This window comes from Vibrio superstes, assembly GCF_003569005.1.
Classification (GTDB): Bacteria; Pseudomonadota; Gammaproteobacteria; order Enterobacterales; family Vibrionaceae; genus Vibrio; species Vibrio superstes.
Window position 1 is genome coordinate 375,233 of sequence record NZ_BCUR01000001.1, and the last position, 17,097, is coordinate 392,329.

The 17,097-nt window shown below is 42.2% G+C and carries 15 protein-coding genes; 1 reads left to right on the forward strand and 14 read right to left on the reverse strand.

Going from position 1 to position 17,097, the window contains the following annotated elements:
* Positions 1-86: 86 nt before the first annotated feature.
* The 7 genes from pseI to D5I41_RS01620 form a co-directional block, all read right to left on the reverse strand.
* The gene (gene pseI / locus D5I41_RS01590) at positions 87-1,139 is read right to left on the reverse strand and encodes a pseudaminic acid synthase (protein ID WP_119008184.1); all 1,053 of its coding nucleotides are present in this window, start codon (positions 1,137-1,139) and stop codon (positions 87-89) included.
* Positions 1,132-2,664 (reverse strand): UDP-2,4-diacetamido-2,4,6-trideoxy-beta-L-altropyranose hydrolase, encoded by a 1,533-nt coding sequence (gene pseG / locus D5I41_RS01595; protein WP_119008185.1) that lies wholly within the window; start codon positions 2,662-2,664, stop codon positions 1,132-1,134. The genes pseI and pseG overlap by 8 nt, the downstream gene beginning before the upstream one ends.
* A gap of 8 nt (positions 2,665-2,672) precedes the next feature.
* Positions 2,673-3,353: a pseudaminic acid cytidylyltransferase gene (gene pseF / locus D5I41_RS01600; protein WP_119008186.1), complete on the reverse strand. Its 681-nt coding sequence runs from the start codon at positions 3,351-3,353 to the stop codon at positions 2,673-2,675.
* A gap of 1 nt (position 3,354) precedes the next feature.
* Entirely contained in the window at positions 3,355-4,515 is a 1,161-nt protein-coding gene (gene pseC / locus D5I41_RS01605) for a UDP-4-amino-4,6-dideoxy-N-acetyl-beta-L-altrosamine transaminase (protein ID WP_119008187.1), read from the reverse strand.
* 3 nt (positions 4,516-4,518) lie between these two features.
* The gene (pseB, locus tag D5I41_RS01610) at positions 4,519-5,532 is read right to left on the reverse strand and encodes a UDP-N-acetylglucosamine 4,6-dehydratase (inverting) (RefSeq protein ID WP_119008188.1); all 1,014 of its coding nucleotides are present in this window, start codon (positions 5,530-5,532) and stop codon (positions 4,519-4,521) included.
* Between the two features lie 525 nt (positions 5,533-6,057).
* Positions 6,058-6,459, reverse strand: coding sequence for a hypothetical protein (locus D5I41_RS01615; RefSeq protein WP_235868837.1), 402 nt, complete (start codon positions 6,457-6,459; stop codon positions 6,058-6,060).
* A 215-nt stretch (positions 6,460-6,674) separates the two neighbouring features.
* Positions 6,675-8,996, reverse strand: a complete 2,322-nt coding sequence (locus D5I41_RS01620; protein ID WP_119008189.1) for a glycerophosphodiester phosphodiesterase family protein — start codon at positions 8,994-8,996, stop codon at positions 6,675-6,677.
* A 250-nt stretch (positions 8,997-9,246) separates the two neighbouring features.
* Here D5I41_RS01620 and D5I41_RS01625 point away from each other — a divergent pair, with 250 nt between their 5' ends.
* Positions 9,247-10,002 (forward strand): DeoR/GlpR family DNA-binding transcription regulator, encoded by a 756-nt coding sequence (locus tag D5I41_RS01625; protein WP_119008190.1) that lies wholly within the window; start codon positions 9,247-9,249, stop codon positions 10,000-10,002.
* A gap of 227 nt (positions 10,003-10,229) precedes the next feature.
* Here D5I41_RS01625 and D5I41_RS01630 read toward each other — a convergent pair whose 3' ends face one another.
* The 7 genes from D5I41_RS01630 to D5I41_RS01660 all read right to left on the reverse strand — a co-directional run bounded on the left by D5I41_RS01630 (position 10,230) and on the right by D5I41_RS01660 (position 16,716).
* Positions 10,230-11,444, reverse strand: coding sequence for a type II toxin-antitoxin system HipA family toxin (locus D5I41_RS01630; protein ID WP_119008191.1), 1,215 nt, complete (start codon positions 11,442-11,444; stop codon positions 10,230-10,232).
* A complete protein-coding gene (locus tag D5I41_RS01635) occupies positions 11,444-11,707 on the reverse strand; it encodes a helix-turn-helix domain-containing protein (protein WP_235868838.1) in 264 nt (87 codons plus the stop codon). Before D5I41_RS01635 ends, D5I41_RS01630 begins: the two co-directional genes overlap by 1 nt.
* A gap of 268 nt (positions 11,708-11,975) precedes the next feature.
* The gene (locus tag D5I41_RS21490; RefSeq protein WP_268978201.1) at positions 11,976-12,098 is read right to left on the reverse strand and encodes a hypothetical protein; all 123 of its coding nucleotides are present in this window, start codon (positions 12,096-12,098) and stop codon (positions 11,976-11,978) included.
* Between the two features lie 699 nt (positions 12,099-12,797).
* Positions 12,798-14,054: a type II toxin-antitoxin system HipA family toxin gene (locus tag D5I41_RS01640; protein ID WP_119008193.1), complete on the reverse strand. Its 1,257-nt coding sequence runs from the start codon at positions 14,052-14,054 to the stop codon at positions 12,798-12,800.
* A complete protein-coding gene (locus D5I41_RS01645; RefSeq protein ID WP_119008194.1) occupies positions 14,051-14,365 on the reverse strand; it encodes a helix-turn-helix domain-containing protein in 315 nt (104 codons plus the stop codon). The genes D5I41_RS01640 and D5I41_RS01645 overlap by 4 nt, the downstream gene beginning before the upstream one ends.
* A 586-nt stretch (positions 14,366-14,951) precedes the next feature.
* A complete protein-coding gene (locus D5I41_RS01655) occupies positions 14,952-15,314 on the reverse strand; it encodes a hypothetical protein (protein ID WP_119008195.1) in 363 nt (120 codons plus the stop codon).
* A 25-nt stretch (positions 15,315-15,339) separates the two neighbouring features.
* Complete coding sequence (locus D5I41_RS01660) at positions 15,340-16,716, reverse strand: ATP-binding protein (RefSeq protein WP_235868839.1); 1,377 nt, start codon at positions 16,714-16,716, stop codon at positions 15,340-15,342.
* Positions 16,717-17,097 lie beyond the last annotated feature (381 nt).

Below are 17,097 nucleotides of genomic sequence, written 5' to 3' on the forward strand. Positions count from 1 at the left end.
TATCCCGACAATAATGCATTAGAGTGTAAATGATTTTTATCCAAATGTTAAAGTGTGTGTTTTATAAAAAATCTAATATATAACATTTAATTATTTATATATTCAGCTTTCATTGGGCTTCCACGATACAACTTACTATTCGACTTTTTTCCTATAATCTCATCATAGTATTTAGGAGCTAAGCCAAATCCCGGTCTAATACTTCTTACATTATCAGAAGTGAACTTTTCACCTTCAGCAATATCTTTGACTATGTAAAGAGAACGACGGAATTTCACATTTCCCTTTTCAGCTTCGGTACGTTCATAGTTTACATACCCCATTGATTGCCAAGCTGTTTTAGTATCTTTACACAACTGCGCTAATTCTTTTGGTTCAAGCGAGAAACTATCATCAGCTCCTCCCCCATTTCTGTCTAGAGTGACATGCTTTTCAATTAAACAAGCCCCTAGAACAACAGAAGCAACGGCCGTAGCATTGTCAATAGTATGATCAGAGAGACCTGATAACACGTCGAATCGTTCAGATATGTCCGCGATAGTACGTAGGTTGTATTGCTCTGCAGGTGCTGGGTAGCCACTAACACAATGTAAGACGATTAACTGTTCACACCCATTACTTCTAGCGCAATCTACAGCTTCTTGTATTTCCACTTTATTCGCCATGCCCGTTGACATGATCATTGGTTTACCGGTTTTGGCAACTCGAGCAATCAGTGGTAAGTCTATTAACTCAAAAGACGCTATTTTGTAAGCGGGTGCGTTCAGGTTTTCTAACAGATCAACAGCCGTAAAATCAAAAGGTGAGCTGAAAATAGTGATATCTAACTCTTTTGCTTTTTCAAATAAGAGTTCGTGCCATTCCCATGGCATATGTGCGCCTTTATAGAGCTCATACAGCGTCTGCCCATCCCACAATCCACCGTGTATCTGGAACTCCTCAGAATCACAATCCATAGTAATAGTTTCATGGGTATACGATTGAAGCTTTATCGCATCAGCCCCCGCTTTCTTGGCTTCTTCCATAATCTTATAAGCACGGTTAATGTCACCATTATGATTCGCTGACAGTTCTGCAATGATATAGGGCGCGTAGTCCGGGCCAATTTTTCGACCGTCAATAGTGATGTATTTATTCATGTTCTTCTCTAATTAGTGGATAACGTACAAATGAGTCTGGTGAAGTTTGATTGTAGTTCGCCGATCGAAAAAGACGTTGCGATGCGCTGTTCGTTTCCAATACTGTAGCATGGATGGTCATATCTGGATGAAGAAGGTCTACATTCGCTAATGCTTGCTTGGCATAGCCTTTTCCAAAGCATTCTGGCTGGATAAATATCGAAATTAGGTATGTTCCATTAGTCTGTTTATCCAAGCGAATGGCACCGATATTGGAGCGTGCTGAAAGTGACTCTATCATATAAAAATAGTCATTGGCGGCGGCGAGCTTAGCCCTCATCCAAGCTTGGTGACTGTTCCATTTCGGAATTTCTGGGTTCAGTGCATATTTTCTCGTTTCAGGTAAAGCCTGCCAGTCATACACTTGCCGAATATTGGCATGGGTTGCCGGACGCAATAATATCGAGTTTTTCTTCCCATCAAACAAGCTATGAATACTTTGGACTACTCTAAACACCCCTAAACCATCGCACAACTTCAAGTTAGCTACACGGAAACTAGGCCATTCATTCAATACTCTTTGATACGCACTACCCAAATCATTACTAATATCAGATAGATTCACTTGAATCGCAGCATTGGCATTAACAAGTTGCTCTGTCACCGTTTTTTGGTTGTCTGCTAATGGAATAATAATGTTAGGTAGACCTAAACAAGCCCTCTCCCAAGAAGTCGTACCCGGAGCACCAATCGCTATATCGTGCTGTGTCATTAGCTCAGCCATATTATCCACAAAATCAATATGCCTTACCCAGTGACTATTTACACTGCAAAACGCTTTAACACTCTGATAATTGGGTGCTTTCGGGCCCAACAACACGGTAACAAATGGTCTATTATCGACAATGCTCGCCAATTCGTTTAGTACTTTCAACGTTGCATTGGGTTGATCAATGCCACCCATGCTCACTAATACAAGTGGCTTTGATTTATCAGGTGATGATTGAATCGCATGTGCGCGATACTGAACAAAGTTACGGTTCAACAAAGCAAAGTCGCAGCCTGTTAGAATGAGTCTGTCTAGTCCAGGCACATAATACTCAGAAGGATCTCGTAATAAAGTTTGGTCTAGGATTATATCCGCTTTATGAGAGCGCAATAAATCATCTATTGCAAATACTTTGCACACGAGTTGCTCTTTACAATACTCTTCCCACTCAGCATTGATACCATAGTGATCTACTATCACTAGTTCAGCGTGTTCGCATTTTGACACAAAGCTTTTTACATCTTCTTTCCAAGGCACTTGCAACCATGCTACATAGTCGGCACTGCTCTTAGGAACCGACCACTCTGTGGGCACAACGAGCTCTTTGACCTCAAAGCCTTTACTTCGAACAAAGTCGATTAAGTCACCTTGCTGAGGTCGACATGCAAAACTAATTTGGCTTCCTTGCTCTTTGAGCATAGAAGCTAATACTAAGCATCGCATTACATGTCCGCTACCAATATGAATCGAAGAGTCTACTCGAAAAACGACCTTCATAATGACCTCTACAGAACACTAAACAGTGACTCAGCTAATTCCCAATCTTCCGGAGTATCGATGTCTTGAACACGCTTTCTTGGTAGTAGAATCGCTTTAGAGTGCTCAGCAAAAATCGCTTTTCCCGCAAGAAACGAGGATGGTTTCCCCCAATAGAACTGCCCCGCATCATGATAGGCTTCTTCAAGATCTTGGGAGCGAGTATTGGTAAACTCAGGAGAAAACATCGCGACAAACCCATTTTTATCTACGGATATTGCACGCTGAATGGCAAAAGGAAAGCTGGTCGCGCTGAAAGCATACTCAACATTCTTCGAAGAGAGCGCTTCTAACCCTTGCTGGATATATTTAGGCAATATGAAGGGGGCTGTTGCATAGATACAACACACATTGTCAATATTGAGCTTCTGATCCAAACACCATTTTATTGCATGCTGCATGACATCCATGGTGGTTGCAAAGTCATCGGCAATATTCTTGGGGCGTAAAAAAGGCACTTCAGCGCCACATTTAATCGCTACATCTGCAATTTCTTGGTCATCCGTAGAAACAATCACTTTATCGAAACAACCCGAATTAAGAGCTGCTTCAATTGAATAAGCAATCATCGGCTTACCATGGAAAGGTTTAATGTTTTTACGTGGGATACGCTTACTCCCCCCACGAGCAGGGATTATCGCAATATTCATACTATCCCTGCAATACCTTAGTTAATACTGAACCCACTTCATCTTGTTGTTCAACAGTCATTGCGTGAAACAATGGCAACGAAATTGCTTCTTGATAATAATGCTCAGAAGCTGGGAAATCACCCAAGTGGAAACCAAGTTTTTGATAATAGGGTTGCGTATGCACTGGAATATAATGCAAATTCACGCCGATACCATTAGCTCTTAATTCTTCGAAGACTTGCTTATGCGTTTTCTCTATCTTACGTAACTGCAAACGAATCACGTACAGATGTAAACCTGAATAGGTGTCCGGTAGTTGGTACGGTAAGGTAATTGGGAGACCATTTAGCAACTCGTTGTAACGCTCAGCTAATACATGTCTTGCTGCGACAAATTCACTAAGGCGTGACATTTGAGACACACCCAGCGCTGCCTGCAGCTCAGTCATTCTGTAGTTATAACCCAGCTCAATCTGTTGGTAATACCAACCACCATCCGACTCACCGACCATTAAGCTAGGGTCTCGAGTAATTCCGTGACTTCTAAAGAGATCCATTTGTGTTGCTAAATGCAAATCATTGGTCAATGCAGCGCCACCCTCAGCCGTTGTCACTATTTTTACTGGATGAAAACTGAACACCGTGATATCCGAATACTGACATGAACCGATTGCCTTGTCGCCGTAACGACCACCGATTGCATGCGATGCGTCTTCAATCACTTTGAAGTTATACTCCTTGGCTAAACGGCCAATGGCTTTCATGTCACAGGGCTGACCACATAGGTGAACCGCAACCAATACCTTAGGCAATCGGCCTTGTGCCTTAGCGACGATCAACTTTTCTTCTAACTTAATTGGGCAAAGGTTGTAAGTCGCAGCATCAATATCGACAAAGTCGACCTCTGCACCGCAATACAGACCGCAATTACTTGAGGCGACAAAAGTGATTGGAGTAGTCCATAATAAATCTCCGTCGCCTAACCCCAAGGCCAAACAAGCAATATGCAAGGCTGACGTTGCACTATTAACTGCAATTGCATGCTTTGCACCAGTGAAGTCGGTTAAAGACTTTTCAAACGCCGGCACTTTAGGGCCTTGTGTTAAAAAGTCTGATTTTAAAACGTTAATCACTGCATCAATGTCTTGCTGCGAAATCTCTTGTTTGCCGTAGGGGATCATTTTCTATGCCTTAAACTCTGGATCAACATGGTCAACAATCAGTTGACGTAAGCCTTCTACCGTTTCCCACTCTGTATTTGTGCCAGAGTTATATTTAAAACCAAAAGGAACCTTTTCTGCTTTGTGGTGAGCTATATAATCCGTTTCAGTATACGTAAACGAAACAGACGGCAGAATGGCGTAGTATGGGCCCAAATCAATCGTATTCAGTGAGTCAGTATCCGTTATCATTTCTTCATGCAGTTTCTCACCAGGACGAATACCCACATCGCGAGTTTCACACTCTGGAGCGACGGCTTGTGCAATGTCCAATATTTTGTAAGAAGGAATTTTAGGAATGAATATCTCACCGCCCAGGTGATTGTCCAAAGCGAACATGACGAGATTCACACCGTCTTGCAGGGAAATATTAAAGCGAGTCATTTCTTTATGTGTGATCGGCAAGACACCATCTTTGCGTTTTTCTAAAAAGAATGGAATGACCGAACCACGTGAACCCATCACATTACCGTAGCGAACAACACTGAAACGAATATCTTTTGAGCCACGAATATTATTAGCAGCCGCAAATAATTTATCCGAAGCTAATTTGGTGGCTCCATATAAATTGATAGGTGCACATGCTTTGTCCGTAGAAAGAGCAACAACGTCTTTTACACCGCAAGCCAACGCTGCATGAATTACGTTCTCTGCGCCATCAATATTTGTACGGATACATTCTGTTGGGTTGTATTCAGCGGTATCTACCTGCTTGATAGCAGCCGCATGGATAATCACATCAACGCCTTCACAAGCTTGCGTCATACGTTCTTTGTCACGAACGTCACCGATAAAAAATCTTAACTGAGGGAAATCGTAAGCTGGATATTTTTGTTTAATTACCGACTGTTTTAATTCATCACGTGAATAGATAATAATCTTCTTAACATTTGGGTAGCGCTCAAGGATTGTCTTGATAAACTGCTTACCAAATGAACCAGTGCCACCGGTAATTAAAACTGTCTTATTGTTTAGCATTTGTACTTTCCATTTCAGTCATTTATAACAAGTATATTTCGATTTAGCGTGGATAACAAGTTGCTCATCAATTGATATTGTTTGGCTACTAACCGATGGATTTCTCTTGTGTAAAACATGAACTACACAGTCGAATTAATGTTCTCTTTTCACTCGCTAAAATCACTATAAACACCACGTTTGAGGTAACACTTGTTAATTACTCATACTAATTTTAACCGTGAGGTTCACCTACTCACTAGAAGTTTCTGTTAACTCCAAGATTCGTTCTTCGAAATCTACTCAATGGTTAGGGGTATTAGAAGCCATTTAAAGAATAGCCTTAAGCACTTGATTACTATGAAGATAACGCTAGTAACCGATAATGGCTGAGACAGTATTAAGGCTAATATGGCCTTTTTGAGACAGTCTTCTTAAGTTTGCGCAGGCCGTCACGCTACACCTCAACGCTTATTCTAATCACAAGATGATGCGAATAGACTAACTAATCGCATCATCTTCTATTTACTAATATCTAGGCTCGCCTTACTCGTACACCACTTCATCCAAATAACGCAAATACGCGTTTCTTAGACGTACTGAGTTATTCTCAAAGTAGTTCGGGCTTAAGCGCGCTCTGTTAAAGTACTGCCTATCAAGGTTGTGATAGTTATTCGCTGTTTGACCAAGCCCCGTATTCAACTGATTTTGCGACTCCCCAACGCGCGTCTGCACGCCAAAGTTCCGCTCGCTCACGCCGCGTACGGTCAAGTAATCAGGCTTCATACCGCGCCATACCGTGATAGGTATCGATACATTCAGGGTAACAAACTGCTCTGATTCGCTGTTTAGGTAAGAGGCGTCCAATCGCGTATCACCCAGCCAGTGACTGGTGGTGGCTCTGACGCCTTGATCGCCGCCCCAAAACTCGCCACCTTCCACTTGCATCTGCCAGTTCCACTGTGCAACCGACAAGCGATAGTGAGCGAGTAATCTAACAAACTTAATAATGATTAGGATGAGTTACTTTATTCAAATAAGCATGAGTAGTTGAGTTCCTGCCTGGTAACCCGATCAGTTGAAACCAAAAAGCGGCGTTCCTAAGAAAGCCGCTGTAAAACATAGAATGACCGCATCAAATTAAATTAGGGGCGAAACCCGCATTAATTGACATTAATAATTACCGGCTGAGAGTAAATAAGATAAAACTCTCCTGTCTCCTGCTTATGCATGACTAGCACTTCAGCCTGTCCTGAAGACAAGAATCTTAATTCCCCTTCATCGGATTGTTCGTATTGAGCAGTGTTCTGCGTGACAAGAAACGCTCTCGCTGTATCAGATTGTTCAACTCCCTTCTGGTCTCTCAATACCACACCAACTTCTAAGGTGTTGCCTACATCAATGGATACTTGGTCGCTTAATGCCTTAGCGGACACTACTTTGTCACTTGACCACTGAGCATAATCCGTTGTTAGGCCATGAATACCCCATAGATAGTGTTTATTCAGATCTGCTTGTGAACGGTATGTCCAAGGCCACAGAGTCATACCACGGTGCTTAGCGATACCGATCGTGTCCTCTGACAAAGCTGCATAGGACGGATTATACGTTGTGGACAGCGGCTGAACCTTCTTCAGCATGTTAACTAGTGTTCTTTCAGAGTCTCTATCTTCACTGTGAGAAATCAGCAAGACTACAGGAATTTCCGGCATCACTTCTGCCATTCTTTGAGTTTGTTGTTCACTGAACGCGATGACAATCAGCTGATCAGCAACATCATACGCTTTGGTGAGTTTAGCGATTTCATCCACAATCAAAGGATTTGCACTTTTAATCTCTAAGAAGTGCGTCATTTTCGCGTTTTTGAATTCACTAAAGAACTCTTCTAACGTTGGTATCTTCATCGACGATGGATTGCCATCTAAATCAAGAATGCTCAGCGCACGAAGCTCATCCAATGTCATCTCTTCAACGTTGCCACTGCCATCCGTGGTTCTATCGACGGTCGTATCATGCATTACCACAACATGATTATCAGCCGAGAGGTACACATCATACTCGTTGCCATCAACGCCAAGCTCAAGGGCTTTGACTGCACTCTCAAGTGTATTTTCAGGAAGCAGAGAAGGTACGCCGCGATGGCCGATGATCAGAGGCTTGCGGATCAGTGAGTTTGGTGCAAACATGCTCATAAGGTCAGCTAGTTCATCGGTATTCTCGGTGACTAAACCATGAGCACCGGTCGTCAATAAACTTGCCATGGTACTTTCACCGTCATGCTCTATCCAAATGGTTAGCAAACGACGTTGCAAATAGTCCATAAGCTCTGGCGTCACAGCCGATTGAGGCAATACCACAATGCGAGACTTCGATGCCGTCACCTTAGAAACGATGTTGTGCCAAGACTCAATATCCGTACCGATTTCACCCTCTGAAATCTTGAGTGCAGAGCGAACATTCACATTGTGATTTCTTAGTTCCGTAAGATCTTGAGATTCAGAAGACACAAACGTTAAGTCGATAGACTTGTACATATCCAGAACCGAAGAGAGTCTTTCTAGATCAACGCCAGCAGAAATTTCTAGAACAGGAATAATATTGAGTTCAGCCTCAAGTAACTGCTCAAGAGTCGAAAGATAATCCCCACCTACAGAGTACACGTGCAATGAGTCATCCAATTTTAGATAAGCGTTAGAGCCGCTGAAACTGTTCAAACTCTCTAGCGAACTAAACTCGGTACCTACCACCGTTGGGGCCATGGCAATGTGCGTATCAGGCTCATCGACAGTATAGAGCTGCTCAAGCTTGGGTAGCGCTTCATGTTGTTCGGTAATCTTAATATCTTGGATTTTAAGAACAGCGCCAGCGGCTTGAAGAGCGATGTTACCCATGACAGGCAAAATAGTATTGTCGTGCATTATCTGACCATTTAAGATCTGCTGAACACGGTTACCATGTGTCGTGATCTCAGCGGTGTATATCTGCTCAGGGTTAATGTCTTGGGTAAATGCCTTAGTATCGAGAATATCCCACTTGTCTTCATAGCGCGCTGCCAATTCAGTACCGTTGCTGCTGGTTGCTGCCTGACGGATTGCCATTTGATAATATGAGTTTGAACCCACATCACGGTATCGGAATCCCGCCCAGCGAGAAGCGGTGTTTGCTTCAGGAATCGTAAAGTTCACAGTCACTTTGTAGTTGCCGTATCCTGAAAGCTCTTGAGGAAGCTCAACCGCCGTTGCCGTATAATTATCAATCCTACCATCGACGTACAAATAACCGTCTTCCACGTAGGCTTCACCAAGGTTAGTAACTAAGTCCCAACCGTCCGGTAGCATGCCATTTTCAACATTTTCAAAATTCTCAGTAAGAATAATGTTATCGCCTACATCCGGCACGTCTGGTTTATTGTCATTCTTATCGCTACTACACGCGACGAGTGATACGGTTGCGACTAAACCAAATACCCATTTATAACTGTTCATTGACTGTCTCCTTGTTTAGATGGAGGCATACTATGGGTTAGAAATGAATGTTCGATTGCGCCCAAGTGAACATTAAAGGCGATATAATGAATTTTTGTTCAATATAATATTGTTTAATTTACAGTCAGTTACAACTAAAACCCCATACAACTCAAGGCTTGTTATTTCTCTTTCATACTCTTTCATACTCTTTCATACTCTTTCAATATATTCATTTGGGTTTAGTTTGAACGTATTGTGAGAAATTGACATGAACAGGAAACAAAAGATTCTGCAGTTGTTGCATTCGAAAGGATCGCTCACAACCGGTGAGATCTCTGCGCTCTTTAACCTCACCCCTCAAACGATTTGTAGAGACATCAATGCACTCTGCGCAGAAGGAAAAGCACGGCGAATACACGGTGGTATTACCTTGCCTGCTACTGCCGATAACAGTCACTTCACTCAAAGAATAAGAAGCAACGCCAACGGTAAGTTAGCCGCTGCTAAAGTCGCTGCCAAACTGATTTCAGCAGGCCAAACCATCTTCTTTGGCTACGGTTCAACGACAGCGATGATCGCAGGTGAAGTGGACTCTGCACTGCACTTCAAAGCGATCACTAATAATCTTAACGTGGCGATCGCGCTGGAAAACAGTAATTCAGAAGTGTGGCTCGCCGGGGGCTTAGTGCGTAACAAACAGCGGGACGTAACCGGCTATAGCACGGCAAGCTTTCTTAATCGCTTTCGAGCCGATATTGCGTTTTGCGGTATAGGATCCATAAACCACCGTGGCGAGTTACTTGAGTTTAACTATGAAGAAGCCGAACTCACTCGTCTCATTTTGAGTAACTCAAAACAGCGAATCATCGTTGCAGACCAAACAAAGTTGGAGCGGCATGCCTCTGTTTTTTGCACCAAAATCAGTGATATTGATGCCCTTGTTATCGATTCGGCATCAACGTATTTGAAAGAGATGTGCCATTCAAATGAAGTGAAGCTCATGCTTGGTAGCACAGTAAGTTGACTTCTCAAAGCAGTAGCGTAATGTCATTACCAATTCGATCATGATTGAATCGTTTAAGCGTTGTGATTAATGCGTTCAGCCAATTTCACTATTCTCTGTGCGTTCAACGCACTGACTCCAACGATAACCCCCTCTGGCATGGCTATCAACAGTATGGTTGTCATCGCCTCTCCATATAATCATCAATCGTCTCAATTTAGACACTCGCACTTTCAACACTTAGATGATTACTCAAACTTAAGTTTTCGGTCATGGCGGTATGACTTAGTGGAGTACCTACGTTTAAGCGAGTTTGATAGATGCTTTTCAATCGAGTCCTTCATTCCATCAAGAATCCTAATCTCCTCGGACTGAGTGAGGAAGTCAGAGATCAAGTCCCCCATTTCCTCAATGATGTATTTGCGATCTCTTATATTAAATGTTCTGCTCTCTCCAAGCTTTAACAAGTGTTCTCGATCTGGGAAAACCTTACTGTTAGCCATTTTGAGCGCCATCTTATTATCGATAGAGTCATAAATGAGTGTGTGAGTAATATCGAATGGGGGCGAAACTCGGACATTCTTCATTTTTTTATCGTATTGCAGGGCAAAATTCTTGAGGTGAGCATCGCCATTGCCAATTAAGCAGTTGAATACGATGTACCGATACATTCTCTCAACTTCTGCCATATCATTAGTGTAGAGGTGCGTTGCCTTCAATAAGGTCTCATAACTACTCGTGTACTTGGAATCCGGATCATTTGGCTTCTTAAGAAGTGTTGTGAAATCCTCATACCCCAATTTCTTCCCCTGTTTATCAGAATCGAACCGCTCTACAACAAAGGTTTCTAGAGAGTCAGAAAGATAAGTTTTAGGTGGCTCTAAACCACAAAACCTAGCCGCCTCCATGCAAACGTACTCATTTACCGTCAATAAGGTAAACTCCCTATCGAAGGATTTTACAATCAAATCCTTTTGCTCGATGGTTCTGTCTATCTTAACGGGAACGCTTACCTTAGGTTGAACTCCCGCCAATGAATTGCGGAGGTAATATTTTTCTAAAAGTTGAGGGAAAAGCGGTTCTTTACTGCTGTAGGTCAGGATATCTTGCAGGCTAACCGATTCAATATTTGGCAGTTCAAAATCACCTTTGTAAGACAACATACCGATTCCGTTGTCACCTTGCAGTGCCAGCAGATACATATCATTAACCTTCGCATATCTTGCTAACTTCTCAGCAATGAATCGGCGGTTGAATCCTTCTGGAAGATTTTGTGCAAAAATAGGGTGAAGTGAACCAGATGAATAACTGTCTAGCGCCTTCTTAGTCATGGTCAGTGAAACGTAACGCTCTTCTTGGGTTGGAGTGTATATATGGGTAGAGCCATGCGTTAGTAAACCAAGTTCATCACCTTGTGCCAACACAGACAACTTAGTGACTTTTTGGGGTAATGATATGCTCACTAATCTTCATCCTCTGAGAACAAATCTTCAATATCATCCCAATCGGGCAATGTGTGTTCTTTGGCTACAACATCAAATTGCAAGTCAACCGCATCCAGCAATCGTTCGAAGATGTCAAACGAACCAGTGAACCGACCGTTCTCAATTTCAGATATGGTTGTTTTGTTGATACGCGTTAATTCAGATAGCTGAAGCTGGGTTAGCTGCCTATCTTTCCTTTGTTGTTTGATTTTTCGACCTATTTGCTCACGATTTGCCATCATTTACTCGAACTAAATTAGCTATATAGCTAACATTGTAAGATAGAATGATTATATTAGCTATATAGCTAACATTCTAAAAGTTACTCAGAACAGTCATAGTTCCCACAGACATGACATAAGGTTGGGTTGGTTGCTGATCAGAGCACACCAATGTCAAATCAAAGAGGTGACTAGGTTACGACCAAGAGTACGCAATCGCTGTAAATTTATAGCGGAATTCGAGTAGAAGGCGTTAGCCACCTAGAAGTGCTGTATTTTATACAACGCACTAAATTTCAGGCATACCTAGCCCAGTAAACTTGTTGAGCGCTTTGATCATCACGTAAGTTTCTCCCTCTTGTGCATTGTTCTGCGCAAGCTTAATGCCCCAAAAGAATGCTTTTCTATTCATCTACGAAACAAAATTTCAGCCGCAAAAACACCCTACGTCTCCCCATAGACATCAAGTTTTATTGAGCACATATCTGACTCTCTGATTAGTTTATACACCTCTTACAACAAGGCCTTAAATACTGACTGAGACACATTATTAACAGATCAACCGTCTCAAAAAAGGAGCTCACTTTCGTGATAGACCGATATGTTTCTGATATAAAGTAATAAAATATAGGATTACGAGGATCAAAACGAAAGTTAGGGGAACTAAAACGGTGTCAAGAAACTAAAGCAAACCAATGATTTAATTGAACTTATATGATTCACCTAAAATTGGGGGGAGGAACTTTTCCTTTGAAGTCGTCATTTTTAGATTGTTTAGATTAATTCTCAAGAACCTGAGTGATGCGAATCCATCGGATAATATAATCACCACATGATGTGAATAGAAGTTCTAATCTCATCACACAGCCCCGCTGTTTAAGAGGCACTCTCATCGTAAATAAAGTGCCCCAAATCCGGCCTCGTTCGCTATTTCAGAGGATTTTCAGGTAACAAGGATTGGCTGAAAACGGCAACCGCCAAAATGAAAGCATCTTCCCTAGTGAGTTAAGCTGTGTGTTTCCCCGCAGGGCAATACACCCCTTAGAGATAAAGCTCCTCATCATCCTTTCCCCTACTCTGGATTTTCGGTGAGCATTTTACTCACATGGCACTAAAGTATCTTAAAATCTTGATTCAGTTGGGACCAGAGCCTTCTGAGTGCCACCTTATGTTCATCCAGCATGGGTAATGTTTCGAGCGCTTCAGGCCAATACTTACGTGCTTTCTCGAGAACATCCAGAAGATGAGGCTTTATCGCTATCCAAGGGGCACCGGTTTTTTCAGCCCACAACTTGAAGTCATCCAGAGAAATATCAAACCAATTCTTGGTGCCTGATAGGTTGAGGGCAAGACTGTCACCTACTATATAGGGCGACGTAAATACCACATCATAGAGTGGTGACAAACTGGGAGACCTCTGATCAGGGTATATCAACGTCCAGTTTTTCAAATGCGCGTCTCCATTTCCCAACATAATATTGATGAGAAGACGTCTTGCGAATTGTTGGATGTCCTTCAGACGTTGATCGCTGTATTGATAAACTACCCTGCCAAGTTGCTCGTAATTGACACGTTGATATTTATCTGCAGGATACAAACCAAATACCTGAGCAAAGTCCTCGGTGTGGATACGCCCATTATCACTTCGATCAAAGCGTTTAATCCCATACGCGTATTGCTCATCAGGCAACTTAATGCTCGGCATCCCATCCAGTTCTGTTATTTCAATCAACCGCACTTCGGATACCTCAGCCCCCACCATCTCAGCGAGTTTCATACAGCTAAACTCATTCGACGGAACACCACGATGAATCGTTGAAGGTGTCTTGATGATCCACATATCCCCAGATAACTCTTGATCTATGTGGTAGCGTCCATCTCTGTAAGATGACGAAAACTTCATCTGTACCCCGGCAAGAGAGAACTTACTATTCGCATGCCTCACATTGATCTGTTGAGGCTCAGTCGATAATCGTTGCTCTAACGCCCATTTGGGAACATCACCTGCAGCTATTGGCGTTGCAATAATCGCCCCGGGTAAGTTCGCCCCCATATACGCTAAGATCGAAAATTCATTGTTGCTATGACACTGAAGTGCACGAGCAGTGAGCTCTCTCAGTGCCCCCTCGGGGAGCAGATTTGACAACACTGGTGGGACTTTATCTGTTCGAATTTGTGATTTATTCAGATAATCTGAATCAAATAATTGCCGAAGGGTAAATACAGGGCGGATTTGCGGAGATATCGCGATAAAGTCAGGATCGAAGGCAAGGATGTTTTTCCCACCAGCATAATGCGCGATGACACCCACACGATTGCCGTGTAGATGAATGGCAAGGCCTTCCACTTTCTCTAGTGGTTTGTTCATACCTCGTCCTCAGAGTTGAACCAAAAGCTAAGATCATCAGAGTCGTCCTTGAACTCATCGTTCTTTTCAAGGTTACCAGGCGCCTCGCTAAGGTCAGAGGCGAGCTTTTTATTCCTAGGAGTGATCGAAAGCTCTAAGTCTAGTCCTTCCAAAACCCTTAGTAAGGTCGACAGTCTCACGTCACTACCAGATTCGATACGCTGATACTGCTGCTGCTTCATACCGATGCGCATGTACATGTCTTTTTGTTCAATCCCCAACGTTTTACGTTGTGCAACAAGTCGCTCCGCTATGTCATCAATCGTCTTCATTTAACCTCTGAACAACTAAAATGTTGTATACTAAACATGTAACAACATAATAGTTGTTTATGTGGGTGTGTACAAGTTTACAGTTGTTTACAACACGATAGCAGCTTTACTGCCGTACTTAGTACAGAATTCTTTGCAGAGGTAGTCCACACCTGCGCCTAAGTTTGCCACACAAGCAGCTCAATTTGGATGGACAACGAACGTGTTCCTCATGGCGGTAGATTTGTTACCAAAGTCCTAGATGTAATTTAGCGATATCTAAAAAAGTAACGAGGTAAGATTTTGCTGATTTCATACTTCTTGCCTTTCGTTGCTTTCAATCCCATCGCCAGCTTTAGTTTTCTGAGGGTACTCTGCTCATCCGTCCTCTCACCTGCCCGATAAAGGACACCAAACACATACTCAATAGGTCACACTGTCCCTTAAATAGTCATTCTTGGTCTAAACATGACCTTTAAATCCATAAAAACCTTGTTCTATGCACCTTAGAGCTCTAAATAAATGTTCTATAGGACATTAAAGGTCACCCTAAAGGTCACACCATGACAACCACCATTACACAACTATTCGCATATCGCTCTTAATATCAGTCTCTGTTTTTCGTCTCACCCATTAATGCAGCTCGAATTTGCGTCGCAACCGCATCAGGACATTTATTGTATTCCGCATTTATTTGCTCAAATTGACCAAGATTAAAGCAACTAGCGTACATGCCTAGCGACTCACCTGTTAGAGTTTCAAGCGGGATCATAACCCAGCCTACAATATCAAATTCGGCTTCGTGCCAATTGAGTCGTTCACCGTGACGTTTTCTCTTTCTCTTCACCTCATTGAGCTCTCTTGACCTTTGCATGAGTTCAACAACAAATCTCAGCGACATCTTATTTTTTACCGCTGTACGATATAGCCCAGATACTCTTTGTTTATAACGTTTACTTGCGTAGCGCATTGTTTATTCCTAGTGTTGTGAACCACTATTGTTGGAGCAACTGATACTCTTCCATCACCTCAACCAAGTTATCGAGAGAAAAACCACGATATTCGATCTCGTAATCTTTCAAATTAAGCTTCTTCAAAAGACCATGAGACTTTTCGATCAACTTTGCCTCGCTATAGCGCTTCTGCTGTCTTTTGACTTCAGCAATGAGCACTTTCTTGTCTAAGTCATTGATAGCGACAATATCGATTTCATTATGGCCCTTAGCATCCCAATAACCCCCTAGCTTTCCAAACTGTTTTGATTCAACCAGAATAGCCGTATATAAGCTCTCGAGCTCAAGACCTGAGTACACTACGAAATCACGATCGATGTACCGTCTAATGTATTCATAGTTCTCCATCTCTACCGCACTTTTATTGGCATGGATGAACCTAAACCAAAAGTTTAAAAATGGGTCAGAAATCGCATAACGAATATCTCTAGAGTTCGGTTTAGAACTGATAGGACGTTTTTTCGAGATAACATCGAACACCTCATCAAGTTTCTCAAGATGGACGCCAACGCTTAGATCCAAGAAATTTTCAATACGAGCACGACTTGTATGGCCTTTTGATATCGCACCCAATATATCGAAATAGATTCGATGCTCTGAACCAAAATCTTCAACTAGCCTATGGGTACCTTCTTTAATCAGCGGCGAAAACTCGGAGATCACCGATTCAAACAGGTCATCGCTCTCGGCAGAAAAACGCACTAGCCATTCAAGGTACTTGGGAATCCCTCCCGATAGACACCACCAACGCAACATATTCTCAGCATCAAATCGATTATGATCTTTCATGACTTCTGCGATAAAAGAAGGTTGCAAAGGTTGGATTTTAAAGAAGCGATCATCGCGGTTAAACAGAGGCTCGTCTTTACCTTTAAAGATCCTAGTCATCATGCTGTATAGCGAGCCACAACATACAAGATGCATCATCGACTCTCTTTTATTGGTATCCCAAAGGTTTTGAATATCAGAAAACAGAGCTGGATTCACGATATCGATGTCTTGGAACTCGTCAATAATGACAGTAAGAGGTGTCGTTTTTGTGTAATCCAACAGAAAATCAATGATATCTCTCAGAGACTGCGGCTGGAAAAATTTGATACCAAGTTCGTTGCTGATGATCTCAGCGAATTCAGCCACCAAGGAACTTTCACTTTTTCTGCTGATGAACAGATACAGAAACCGAGTGTGCTCTTGATGAAAAGCCTCATTGAGCAAACGCGTTTTACCTACACGCCTTCTCCCTACCATTACACTAAGTTGGCCCTTTGATTCGGCTATTTGCTGTGAAACAGTCTGTAGTGCTTTCAACTCTTTCTTACGATTGTAGAATTTCTTCATGGGTTGCCATTGTGACATCATACCTTTCTTATAAGATAAGTTAGCAACCACTCAATGTAAACAAAGTTACTGTAATTATTATTACAGTAACTTTGTTTACATTAGTTTAGAGGTGATCTACCGCTAATCAGAATACCTTTACAAAATACATCTTACTCAATCGTCAACGTATAGCCTTCGCTTTCATCTCCAACAAAGAATAGTCAATCCAGACCTATTGAGGCGTTTCTTGAGGAACATAAAATTTGTTCAAGACTATGACTCCTCGACAGCAAACTTTAGCCCGCAAATTAACACGTCTGAGTTGTATTGTTGCTAATGTAGCAAAACATGAATTAGTTAAAGTTTGGAAAAAGTAACACAACATCAGGGGACAGGTTTTGTTGATCATAGAGTGAAGCA